Raw genomic sequence first — 12151 nt, forward strand, 5'->3', positions numbered from 1 at the left:
ATCTTCATCGATGTCCCTCGGGTTTCGTTCTTCTGCGGATGATGGGTCCCGGCGTCAGGACGTGACGCGGGTGATGTTCGTCGGGGGTACCGGGGGCCGGTCGGCGCCGGTGATGTTCACCAGCACCACCTCGTCCGGCCGGATCCAGCCGGTCCTGGCGAGCTTGAGCGTGCTGGCCAGCGCGACCGACGAGGACAGGCACATGTCCAGTCCTTCGAGCTCCCTCGCCTGGTGCTGGGCCGCGTGGATCTCGTCGTCGGACACGGCCTCGAACGTGCCCGCGGTGTCGAGCACGACGGAGCGCATGAACGGGTAGGAGTCGGTGGGATCGCCGCGCAGGATCGCCTTCGCGACTCCCCGCGGCTTCTTCTCGATGTGCTCCGGCCGTATCGTCTCGGCGTCGTCGTGGAAGGCGCGGTACATCGGCGCGCACCGCTGCTGCTGCGCGCAGACGATGCGGGGCAGACCGCGCAGTCTGCCCATCGCGCGGTACTCCATCACGCCCTTGTAGGCGCCGTAGACGCCCATGCCGCTGCTGATCGCCTGGACGACGACGTCCGGCTCGCGCGGCGCCAGCTGGTCGAACGCCTCCAGGTAGGCCAGCTTGAGGCCTTCCCGCCGGCCTGGGTTGAAGAAGCCGCCCTCGAACGGCAGGCCGTTGTCGGCCGCGAACCGGGCCGCCGCCTTCGCGGCGCCGACGAAATCGGTGTCCGTGCAGTAGACCGACACGTTGCGTGTGTCGGGGACGTTGACCCGGTCCAGGAAATCCGCGCCGCAGAAGATGTGCAGGGTGATCTCGGGTACCCGCGAGACGCTGAGCCCCATCGACGTCGAACTGTTCCCCGTCGAGGACACCACGAACTCGCGGACACCGCGCTGGGCGAGGAACGAGACGGCCACGCTCGCCATCCGGTCCTTGGCGCTGCGCGACGGGTTGGCCGTCTCGTCCTTGAGGTACAGCTGGGTCAACCCGGCCCTGGCCCCGAGCTCGCGGGCGTGCACCAGCGGGGTGTCGCCGTCGCCCATCCAGTACAGCTGCTCCGCGTCGGCGAACGGCAGCAGGTCGAACCAGCGGATCAGCGGGTTCGGGTCGTCGCGCACGGTGGCACGGGACAGGTCGTAGAGCACGTCGGTCGCTCCCGCGCACCTCGGGCAGCGGGTCACGAACCGGGTCGGCTCCTCGAACCCGCACACCCGGCACTCCAGCACGACGTCCTTGCGCAGCGACGGCGCGAGCGAGGTCATCGCGGCGGTCATTCGGCTCCCTTCGCGGCTGGGGTTGCGGTCCCGACGAGCTCGGCGAAACGGCGATCGGTGGTCCTGAGGTCGGCGATCGTGGCGTCGTCGGGAAAGCCCATCGCCGCGAGCGTCCGGCCCGTGGCACGCAGGTCCTCCCCGGTCGCGGCGCAGGCCAGTTCGACCAGGCCGTCCAGCACCGCGTGCGGGCTGCCCGCCGCCTGCGCCAACGCGGCCATCGGCACGGCGCCGGTGCGCACGTGCTCGGCGAGGAACCGGTGGCGCACCGAGGTGGGTGCGGCGATCCCGGCGTAGCCGGGCGCGTCGGCGAAGCACCCGGCGACCGTGTCCGCCGCCGTGCCGTACACCCGGTGGAACCAGGCCAGCACACCCGGCACGCGCACGCCGAGCGCGTCGGCGAGCGCCAGCCGTTCCCGGTCGAGGGCCTCGATCATCCGGCCGACCGCGGGGGACACCCCGTCGGTGTAGATGGCGAACGGCTCGGCGCGGTCGATGCGGGCCAGGTTGGTCAGCGCCAGCACCGGCTGCGAGACCGCGGTGACGTTGCCGAGACCGGTCTCCCAGAGGCCGCTCGCCGCCCGCACCCCGGGGTACAGCGCCGCGAGCGCGGCGGCCAGGTCCTCGGTGCCCGCCGCGGGGAGCACGGCCACCGGCACCTGCGTCTTGTGCTGGCGGACCTGGACCTCGGCGGGCCCGGTGCCACGGCAGACGAACGGCAGTGGCATCTCCGCGAGCGCCGGCCCGGGTGCGTCGCCGAGCGCGTGCCGGGCGGCCAGCACCCCGCCGGTGTGGCCGGGGACCAGCACCACCGCTCGCGCCTGGCGCACGTGTGGCCACGCCCGGACGACGAGCTCGGCCTGCTCGGCCGAGGACACGGCGAGCAGGACCAGTCCGGCGTCAGCGCACGCGACGGTCAGGTCCGCCTCGACGCGCAGGCGCACCACGGCCGCGCGCCCGGCCGGGTCCAGCAGCGTGAGTTCCCCGGACCGCAGGTCGGCCAGCCGCCGTGCGCCGCGGTTCCACACGGTGACCTCGGCGCCGGCGCGGGCCGCCAGCCCGGCCAGTGCGCGACCGGCGTCGCCGGCGCCGAGCACGGTCACCCGGGCGTGGGTCACGGCTCGTCGCTCGCCGGGGCGCCGAAGATCCTGCGCTCGAACTCCTCGCGCGAGGCGTCCCGGAACCGGCCCCGGTAGTCCAGGCCGCGTTCCACGGCGACCCAGCGGACCATCGCGTGCAGCGGGCGCATCGCGTCGTGCACGAACCCGGGGCGCGGCCTGCTCATGAGTCCGACCTCGGTCACCCGGCCCGCGCCGGCCAGGGTGATCCGCTCGCCGAGGTCCATGCCGCGCTGCCACGGGTACACCGAGACGGTCTGGGTCTCCGCGTGGATCTCCCGCACGGCGTCGGCGAGATCGCGCACCGGGTGCACGTACGCGGTCCGGCCGAGCGGGTGGTCCAGCCGCGGCGCCTCGCCGTCCGGCAGCGTGACCACCGTCCACTCGGCACCCTCGCTCTGCCGCACCCGCCAGCCGTCGAACCGCGCCTCCTGCCGGGCCCGCGCGATGTGGGCGCGCTTGTCGATGGGCGCGAACCCGGCGGGCAACCGGCGCAGCACGGTGTCCAGGTTCGCGGCCAGCTTGGCCGCGAACAGGTCCGCGTCGCCCTCGACGAAGATCCGCTGCGGGCTGAAGCAGGCCTCCTGCTCGTAGACGCTGAGGTCGTAGGCGGCGCGCAGGGCGACGGCGTCCCAGTCGGCCTGGTCGCCGCCGATGAACATCAGGCTCTCCTTGGGGCCGAACTCCAGGAGGTCGACGCCCATCGGCACCTTCGGCTTGATCGACTCGATCGACGAGCGCTGACCCCAGGCGCACACCACGTTCGAGGCGTCCACGAAGGACTGCTCGACGGGATCGCCGCCCGGCCAGTACAACACCGACAGCGCCCGGGTCAGCGGGTGCGCCGGGTCCACGTCGGCGAACGCCCGCGCGAAGGCCAGTGTGGACACCGGGTCGCGCTTGGGCAGCTTGGCCACGGTCACGTTCTTGGTGAGCAGCCCGCGCACGATGGTGAACAGCCCCGCCAGCGGCACGTTGCCGACCATCAGGTGCAGCACCCGTCCCTTGGGCACCGCCCGCAGGAAGACCGACTGCCGGGGGATCCAGTCGTCGAGCAGCAACGGGTCCTGCAGGTCGGTCTCGACGATGTCGTAGAGCTTGGCCCGGTCGCACGCCCGCGCGATCCGCTGGTAGTCGCTCGCCATCATCACCCGGGGGTAGCCGGTGATCCGCGACGCCAGCTCCACCGCCTCGGCCCGGCCCGCGTGGTCCGGGTCGCCCCAGCGCCTGCCGACCTCGTTCAGGAACACGGTGATCTCGTCGAGGTGCAGCTCGGCGAGCGCGAGCCGGGAGGTCTTGAGGACGTCCTGGACCACCTGCGGGGTCACCCGGGGGATGCGGATCCGCACGCCCGTCTCGTACTCGATGACGTGCGGCTCCGCGTCGGTGCCGTGTACCAGTTCGCCGTTGACCAGGATGGGTAGTTCGACGGTGTCCACTCAGGTCAGCTCCGCGTCCGTGGCCAGTCGTTGCAGCACGCCCTGTGCGCGGAAGGTCTCCTGGACCACGTGCTTGGTCCAGGTGGCGTACCGGATGACGTGCCGGAGGTCGTCGATGGTGAACCGGCGCGCCGGGTCGTGGCTCAACCGCACCACGCGGAAGTCGCCCATCATCGGCGGCAGGGTGTGCGCGGTGTCCTCGCGGGTGTAGCTGACCTCGTAGGCGGCCCGCCCGCCGGTGGACACCCCGACGGTCTGGTGACCGCGGTAGTGGCTGTCCTCGTGGAAGAAGATCATGTTGTCCGCGGCCTTCTCGATCCACTCGCCCGCGAGGCAGCCGCTGCCGTAGTAGTTGTCCACGGCCTTGCGCTTGAGCTTGATCATCCGGGCGCGCAGGGTCGCCCGCAGGCGGTCCTCCGACTCGTGTCCGAGCTGCTCGGCGTACTCGGCGAGGTCGAGGCCCTCGGCCATGGCCGTGTGGGTGAAGAACTGGTCCGAGGAGCTCAACTCCTGCGGCCGGTCGAGCAGCACGCCGCGCAGGCACGTCACCGTCGCGTGGTCGACCCGCAGCTCGGGGTCGGCCACGGCCGAGCGGACCAGCGCGTCGATCGCGCGCCTGCCCTCGCCGTCCTCGGCGAGCACCCGGCGGGTCACCGCGGCCAGGTACTCCGGCACCGCTCGCGTGGTGTCCACCTCGGGCGCCAGCTCGCGGAACGCGGCGAGCAGGTGGTCGGGCAGCGGTTGCCACTCGACGGTGCTGCGCGGCAGCAGTCCCTCGTCCCGGTACCACTTCCGGCCGTCGATGATCGACACCCGGTGGTGGTCGCGTTCGATCTGACCGCGCACCTCGCTCACCCGCTGCGCCAGCTCGATCAGCGGCAGGTGCTTGAGTGTGCGCGGGTGCCCCAGCGCCTGCAGGTAGCTGCCCAGCCTGCGCACCAGCACGTCGCGCACGGTCGACACGGTGAGCCGCTCGTCCAGCTGCTCGAGGCCGACGGCGGCGAACCGCAGTGCCAACAGGCACAGCAACAGGTCGGCCTGCTCCGCCGTCCACTGCTCGGCCGGCAGCGCGGCGGCCGCCGCGACGGCGTCCTTCAGCTCCTTGCGGCCGTGGTACTCGCCGTCGAACAGCAGCCAGTGGTGCCTGCTGAAGGTCAGCGTCGCCTCCGCGGCGGCGAAGAGCTCCTGCCGGCCGCGTTCGCCGGCCGCGCCGAGGCAGGCGCGCAACCCGGCCGAGTCGTTCACCGTCGCCAGAGGCACGTTCAGGGTGGCGGTCATGACAGGTGCTCCCTCAGGGGTTCTCGGGTCTGGCCTGGGGCGGGACGGGAACGAGGTGCGTGACCTCCGCGGCCGGGGCCGCGCCGTCCAGCCGGCTCTCCGACTTGCTCTGGGCCACGATCTGGGGGAACTGCGGCACGGTCACCGCGTCCCCCGCGTCGGCCCCGCAGTGCTGGTTGAAGAAACGGATGATCTCGGTCATCGCGGTGCGGGCACTGGCCGGGTTCAGGGCGTGCACGGCGTCGGAGAGCACCACGACCGAGCCCCGCGCCGTGGCACCGAAGACCCGCTTGGCCTCCTCGACGTCCACCCAGTCGTCCTTGGCGCCCTGCACGGTCAGCAGCGGCACCGGGCCCATGGCGGCGAGGTCGGCCTCGACCGACGCCGTGGTGTCCCACCCGCGCTCGACGAGGTCCTTGACGAAGGTCATCTTGATCTCGTGGTCCAGCACGTCGCGCGCCACGTTCGGGTCGGTCTCCCGCCCGGACGTCCACTGCCGGATCAGGTCCTGCCCGGCGGCGATCTCGATGGTGGCCGCCATGTCGACCACGGCGGAGATCGCGCCGACCGCGGTCGGGCTGATCTCGGCACCGGCCAGCATGGCGAAGGTCAGGCGGGTGGAGATGCTCGTGCTGAACAGGCACACCGACGGGCCGCGGCTGTTGGCGGTGGCCCACTCGACCACCAGGCGCAGGTCCTCGGCGAGACCGGACGGGGTCAGGTCGGCGATGTCGCCGTCGGCGATCCCGACGTGGTTGGTCGGGTCGTAGCGCACGACGTCGTAGCCGTTGAGCAGGAAGTACAGCGCGATCGCCGCGCCCTTGCGCATCTGCACGCCGAACGGCGGCGCCACGACGACGGTGCCCGCCGGTCGTGCCCGCCCCGGCACGTGCTGCCACCGGCCGCGCAGGGTGCCGCGCGGGGTGCCGATCTCGAACGGCTCGGTCCGGACCACGACCTCCCGCACCGCCGTCGATCCCTCGTCCAGTGTCGTGTCCACGACCGAGCTCATCGCGACACCGCCCTGTCCATCTTCAACGCACATCCCCTTGCCTCGACGGACTCGACCCGTCGACTGATGCTGAGAACCCGAGAAGCCCGGCCGCACGGACAGGCCCCCTCGGCCGAGACGGTGCCGAGATCGTCGGTGAGCACGAACCCGGGATAGCTGGTCGGCAGCGCGTCGCAGAACGCCAACGGCCCGACCTGGCCTGGTTCCAGCGGCCGCTGGGTCACCGGGTCCCGCGCGCTGGCGTGCACCCACGCGGGCACGTGCTTGGCGCCGTGTTCGCACTCGAAGAGCACGGTGTTCAGCTCCACGGCGTTGTAGCAGTCCCGTACCTGGGCGCGGTCGGCGAGGCCGAAGGCGTCACGGACCACGTCGGTGAACTCGTCGCGGGGCAGCGCCTGGCTGTCGAACTTCTTCCAACCGCCGGCCGTGACCACGAGTCCACCCCGGTCGCCGAACCCCGGCCGGATCCCCAGCTCGCGCAGGCGCAGCGCCGCGTCCCGCACCAGCACCGGCGGCCCGATCACCAGCGGCCGCTCGGGTCGCTCGGCGCTGATCGCCGCGGCGAACTCGTCCAGCCGCAGGACGTCGTCGCGCACGAAGAAGTCCGTGGGGTAGAGCAGGTCGACGATGCTGAGCACATAGGAGAACCAGAGGTCCGCGGCCTCGTCGGTGTCCGGCCCGAGCACGAAGAGCCTGCGCTCGACCGCGCGGTTGGCCAGCAGCAGGTCGGCGCCGCGGTCGATACTGCCGAGGAAACGCTCCATGGTGGTGCTGTCGCGGTGCACCCGGCTGCGGCCGCCCTGGGTGCCGCTGCTGGTGCAGACCTTGACCACCCGCTCGCGCGGCCCGCTGATCACGTCGCGGCGTTTGAAGACGGTGGCCGGCAGCAGCGGGATCCGGTCGACGAGGTCATCGGCCGCGAGTAGTGCGTCGGACCACCCGTTGGATTCGGCGTAACGACGATAGGAATGACACGCCTCGAGGTGGTGCTCCACGGATTCACGCAGCAGGTCGCGCTGCAGGTCGGCCAGTTCGCGACCGCTCAGCTCAAATGCGTCCTCCCGCTGGTAAACGAGATCATCGACCGCGGTCAATGAGGTCACTGCGGACACACGGCCGCCAATTGCGGTCATCTGACACCCCAGGTAGTCGCGATACAGTCCCGAACCCACATATAACGGACAAGTGCCCGAGAACCTGTCCGTGCTACGTCGATTACTCGACGATCCGGATGCATTGCGCGGGGCAGTCCTGCGCCGCGACGCGCACACCATCCTGGTGCTCATCAGGCACGACGACCGCATGGTCCGCACTGGCCGCCGGCGCACCCTCGTCCGCCAGCTTCACGAAGGAGACATATGCGTCGTCGGTGGCGAATACCGCGCCGGAAGCCTCGATGCACAGCTCCGAACCCTGGCAGAGCGCGCGCTCAACCCAGACCTTCAATGATTCCCCCCAGCGCAAACTTCCTCGCACAAATACCCTGCGTACCGCGGCGGTACAGCTCAGGAGTGTATCGACGGCGCCGATCGAGCGTCAACAAGACGATCGGAAATACGCACATTTATGCGAGTGGACGCAATTGGTCCGATCAATCGCTGCCCCTTACTGCGTGGAACGGTGTCTTGGCGCTCCGTGACAATTGTTTTTATTTGACGTCGCAACTTGTTGACGGACGGGCTGCTCAGCGGTTCTTGCGGTCTTTTCCCGGCACACAGCGCCACGCGGCGCGAGCACAGGGCGCGCCGCGTGGCGTGGCCGGTCACGGAATGGGCGTCGCCGCCGAGGAGGGGGTGCCTCGGCGGCGACGTGGTGGGTCAGGCCTGGCTGACCGCGGCGGCGATCGCGCCGAGGATGATGTAGATCGCGCCGCTGGACAGGTCCAGCCGGCGGCGGGCCTTGGCGGTGCTGCGCAGCCGACCGGACAGGACACTGGCCAGCATGGCGTAGGACCCGTCGCTGAGGATGCCGAGCACGATGAACCCGACGCCGAAGAACAGCAGCTGCCAGACGGCCGGGCCGCGGGCCGGGTCGACGAACTGCGGCAGGAACGCCACGAAGAACACCAGGGTCTTCGGGTTCAGCACGTTCACCAGCACGCCCTGGGCGAAGATCCGCGCGTTGGACATCGGCGGTGGTTCCGCCACCGTGCCGTCGTCGGCGCGTCGCGCGCGTAGCTTCTGGATCCCCAGCCACACGAGGTAGGCGACGCCGAACCACTTCACGACCTGGAACACCGTCGGGGACGCCAGCAGCAGCGCGGACATGCCGAGCGAGGTGAGCAACACGTACACGATCGAGCCGACGTGGACGCCGAGCACCGACAGGAGACCGGCCGTCCGCCCCTGCGCCACCGTTCTGGTGACGATGTAGACGACCGCCGGGCCGGGCACGATCAGCAGTGCCATGGTCGCCGCGACGAACAACAGCGCTGTCGACAGGGTTGGCATATCCGTTATCCCGCCTTTCTGGACTGGGCGCGCTCCGCGACCGCGGGGAGCCGCTGATGGTTGAACAGAGTGCCCGCGGCGATGCCCGTGTCAAGCACGCCGGCCATCCGCAGGCACTGCCACAGGCACGCCTGGTTGGACGTGACGACGGGCAGCCCGAGGTCGCGCTCCAGCGGGTCGATGGCCTCCAGCGTGCGGAACCCGCTGCCCGGCAGGAGGATTCCGTCCGCGTGCGCCGGCGTGGACGCGCGCACCTGCCGGTAGACCTCCTCCGGCCGCACCTCCCACTGCCCGCCGAGATCCCAGATCTCGTAGGTCTCGCGGTCGCGCCAGCCGACGCCGAGGTCGAACCGGGTCTGGCCGGCGAAGGTGACACCCACGTCGGCGAAGTAGCGTTCGGCCGCGGCGTAGCTGGTGGCGGTGAACCACGGCGGAGTGACCAGGTACGGCCTGGCGACGCCGAGCGCGGCCATGGCGTCGAGCATGGCGAGCGGCGCGGTGGTGACCGGCGTGCCGCCGGCCCGGTTGCTCGCCTCCACCGCGAACCGCTCGTCGAACCCGGCGCCGGCGAGGAAGCTGCTCGAACCGAAGCACAGGCAGATGACGTCGAGCCGGAGCTGGCCGAGGTGCGCCAGACCCCGGGCGATGTCGGGGGAGTCCGCCAGGGCCGCGGCGTGGTCGCCCTGGAAGTCCGACCCCCGCTTGCGGGGGCTGACGAACCGGGCCGCGTACACGGTCACCCCGGGCGGTGCCATCGCCCAGATCTCCGCCTCCGGCACGGGATCGGCGTGGATGACCAGGATCCCGATCCTGGCCCGCCAACCCCAGCTGTCCGAGGTCATGCCGCCGGCTCCTCGACGTCCCAGACCTGCGCGGGGATGGTCGCCCTCGCCGCCGCGATGGTCTCGTCGTCCAGCACGGTGTCGTCGAGCTCGCCGGCGAAGTAGCGCTCGTACGCGGTCAGGTCGAAGTGCCCGTGCCCGGAGAGTCCGAAGAGGATGGTCTGCTGGCGACCCTCCTCGCGGCACCGCATCGCCTCGTCGATCGCCACGCGGATGGCGTGCGTGGACTCGGGTGCGGGCAGGATGCCCTCGGTCCGCGCGAACAGGACGGCGCCGTCGAAGCAGCGCCGCTGGGTGACGGCGGTGGCCTCCATGTGACCGTCCTCGACCGCCCGGCTGACGAGCTGGCCCATGCCGTGCGCACGCAGACCGCCCGCGTGGAAGGTCGGCGGGACGAAGCCGTGGCCGAGGGTGTGCATGCGGAACAAGGGGGTCAGGCCGGCCTTGTCGGCGTAGTCGTAGGCGATGGTGCCGCGGGTGAGCGTCGGGCAGGCGGCCGGTTCGGCCGCGATGAGCCGCACGTCCTGGCCGCCCCGCAGCTTCTGCCCCAGGAACGGGAAGGAGAGACCGGCCAGGTTGCTGCCGCCGCCCGCGCACCCGATCACGATGTCCGGGTAGTCGTCGGCCAGCTCGAACTGCCGGATCGCCTCGAGACCGATGATCGTCTGGTGGCCGAGCACGTGGTTGGCGGCGCTGCCGAGCACATAGCCCAGCGACTCGTCCACCGCGGCGGCCTCCAGCGCCTCCGAGGTCGCGATACCGAGGCTGCCGGGGCATTCGGGGTCCTCGGCCAGCACGGCCCGGCCCGCCGCGGTCTCGATGCTCGGACTCGGCACGCACACGGTGCCGAACGTCTCCATCAGCGACCGCCGGTACGGCTTCTGCGTGAAGCTCACCTTGACCATGTACACCTTGGCGGACATGCCGAACATGGCGGCGCTCTGCGCGGTCGCGCTGCCCCACTGGCCCGCCCCGGTCTCGGTGACGAGCCCACGCTTGCCCGCCAGCTTGTTGTAGTAGACCTGGGCGACCGCGGTGTTGGGCTTGTGGCTGCCGGTCGGGGCGACGCCCTCGTACTTGTAGTAGATGCGCGCGGGCGTGCGCAGTTCGGCTTCGAGCCGCCGGGCCCGGTACAGCGGCGACGGCCGCCACTGCGCGTAGATCTGGCGCACCGCCTCGGGAATCTCCCATTCGCGTTCGGTGCTCAGCTCCTGCTCGATGATGGCCTCGGGCATCGTGGCGGCCATCTCGTCCCTGGTGACCGGACGCCCGGTGGCCGGATTCAGCGGCGGGTGGAGTGGTGGCAGATCCGCGGCGAGGTTGTACCAGGTGGTGGGGATGTCATCCTCGTCGAGAAGAAACCGGACCTGGTCGACCATTACTACCTCCTGAATGCAGGGGAGTCTGCGGCGAGGGGTGTGTGTCGTGTCACCAGATGGTTTCATGAAGTAATTGGCTCGGTCGAGCACATCGGCCGCACTTCAGCCAGAATTCAGCGATATCCAACCGCCGCGACGGTAATTACTGCCGGATTGTTCGTGCGGTAATCGGGCAGGTCGGTTTCGTTCGATCCGAGTGCTTGACCAGGGAATATCACGAAGCGTGACAAATTGCCCGGCGCGCGCTGAGGATTAGTCTGTTGGAGTGAATGAATAGGTCGCACAATGTGCGGTCACAGGTTCCCCGGTCCGTCGATCAATCTGTCGCGCCGCTGCCCGCGCTGGGCCGGGAGCGTTCGTTCCATTCGCCGGTGGTCTTGGCTCGTTCACACGCTGCCGTGTGTCTCCTGTGTGTGCTGGCTGCCGGCGTGGCGGCGGGAACCGAGGGTGAAAGCGATTCCGCCCGCTGTGGCTGTCACCGCGCAGAGGAGGAGTGTCGTTCGGTAGCCGAAGTGTTCGATCGCCAGGCCGGACAGGATGCCGGAGACCAGCAGGCCGGCGGTGGAGGCGTTGGCGAAGAGGGTGGTGGCACGGCCGGTTGCCGGGGCGAGGAGGTTTTGGAAGTAGCGGATGCCGGCCGCCCCGACGATTGCGATTGCCACGCCGCGTAGGGCCTGGGCGATGACGAGCATCAGCATGCCCGAGGACACGACCGTCAGGGCGTGATAACACGCGAAGGAAGCGAACCCGCCCAGGATCAGGGCCCGCTGACTGACTCGGGTGGGGACGAGGGCCAGCGCCAGCGTGGCCGCGACCTCGACCGCGGCGCAGACGCTGAAGAGCACGCCGACCGACGCGGGTTGCTGGTGCAGGGCACGCGTGACGAACAACGGCAGCGCCAAGCCACCCGCGAACAGGGCGGTGAAGAACAGCGTGACGCTCATGGTGAGCAGGACGGGGATGCTGCCCGGCGACGGGCGCGCGACCGTGACGGGTCCGGGCCGCGGCACGACGAGAACACTCAGCGCGGACGCGAGGAACACGCAGGCAGCCAGCCGCATCAGCCACGGGTAGCCGCCCCTGGACAGGACGAGCGCCCCCAGCAACGGCCCGACGGCCCACGCCAGAGACCAGGCCGAGCGCAGCAGCGGCGCGGAACGTTGCCCGGCAGTGCCCTCGCCGAGCACGGCGCGGGCCAGGGCGAACAACTGCGGGAAGGCCGCTCCCATCGCGCCGAGCACCGTCGCCGCCATCAAAAGCAGTACCGGGAAGCTCGATACCCCGGGCAACAGCACATAGCCCACTGAGCTCAGGAGGATCACGACGATCGCGTACGTCCGGGCGGGCCGGCGGTCGAACAGCCGTCCCAACCACCACCC

General features: G+C 70.6%; 11 protein-coding genes. All 11 read right to left on the reverse strand.

Going from position 1 to position 12151, the window contains the following annotated elements; translation table 11 throughout:
- Positions 1-54 precede the first annotated feature (54 nt).
- On the reverse strand, positions 55-1257 hold the full coding sequence (locus ACJ73U_RS30985; RefSeq protein WP_407781272.1) for a pyridoxal-phosphate dependent enzyme: 1203 nt from the start codon (positions 1255-1257) through the stop codon (positions 55-57).
- Entirely contained in the window at positions 1254-2372 is a 1119-nt protein-coding gene (locus ACJ73U_RS30990) for an NAD/NADP octopine/nopaline dehydrogenase family protein (RefSeq protein WP_407781273.1), read from the reverse strand. The genes ACJ73U_RS30985 and ACJ73U_RS30990 overlap by 4 nt, the downstream gene beginning before the upstream one ends.
- A complete protein-coding gene (locus tag ACJ73U_RS30995) occupies positions 2369-3811 on the reverse strand; it encodes an aldehyde dehydrogenase family protein (RefSeq protein WP_407781274.1) in 1443 nt (480 codons plus the stop codon). The genes ACJ73U_RS30990 and ACJ73U_RS30995 overlap by 4 nt, the downstream gene beginning before the upstream one ends.
- Positions 3812-5089: a hypothetical protein gene (locus ACJ73U_RS31000; RefSeq protein WP_407781275.1), complete on the reverse strand. Its 1278-nt coding sequence runs from the start codon at positions 5087-5089 to the stop codon at positions 3812-3814. It abuts the gene before it with no gap.
- Positions 5090-5102: 13 nt separating this feature from the next.
- The gene (locus ACJ73U_RS31005; RefSeq protein WP_407781276.1) at positions 5103-6101 is read right to left on the reverse strand and encodes a hypothetical protein; all 999 of its coding nucleotides are present in this window, start codon (positions 6099-6101) and stop codon (positions 5103-5105) included.
- Positions 6098-7204: a hypothetical protein gene (locus ACJ73U_RS31010; protein WP_407781277.1), complete on the reverse strand. Its 1107-nt coding sequence runs from the start codon at positions 7202-7204 to the stop codon at positions 6098-6100. Before ACJ73U_RS31010 ends, ACJ73U_RS31005 begins: the two co-directional genes overlap by 4 nt.
- A 112-nt stretch (positions 7205-7316) precedes the next feature.
- A complete protein-coding gene (locus ACJ73U_RS31015) occupies positions 7317-7547 on the reverse strand; it encodes a ferredoxin (RefSeq protein ID WP_407781278.1) in 231 nt (76 codons plus the stop codon).
- Positions 7548-7918: 371 nt separating this feature from the next.
- Entirely contained in the window at positions 7919-8551 is a 633-nt protein-coding gene (locus tag ACJ73U_RS31020; RefSeq protein ID WP_407781279.1) for a LysE family translocator, read from the reverse strand.
- Positions 8552-8556: 5 nt separating this feature from the next.
- Positions 8557-9393, reverse strand: a complete 837-nt coding sequence (locus tag ACJ73U_RS31025) for a hypothetical protein (RefSeq protein WP_407781280.1) — start codon at positions 9391-9393, stop codon at positions 8557-8559.
- Complete coding sequence (locus ACJ73U_RS31030; RefSeq protein WP_407781281.1) at positions 9390-10772, reverse strand: TrpB-like pyridoxal phosphate-dependent enzyme; 1383 nt, start codon at positions 10770-10772, stop codon at positions 9390-9392. Before ACJ73U_RS31030 ends, ACJ73U_RS31025 begins: the two co-directional genes overlap by 4 nt.
- A 386-nt stretch (positions 10773-11158) precedes the next feature.
- On the reverse strand, positions 11159-12151 hold a 993-nt coding region (locus ACJ73U_RS31035), incomplete at its 5' end, for an MFS transporter (RefSeq protein ID WP_407781282.1).

The organism is Actinophytocola sp., from assembly GCF_045807065.1.
Classification (GTDB): domain Bacteria; phylum Actinomycetota; class Actinomycetes; order Mycobacteriales; family Pseudonocardiaceae; genus Actinophytocola.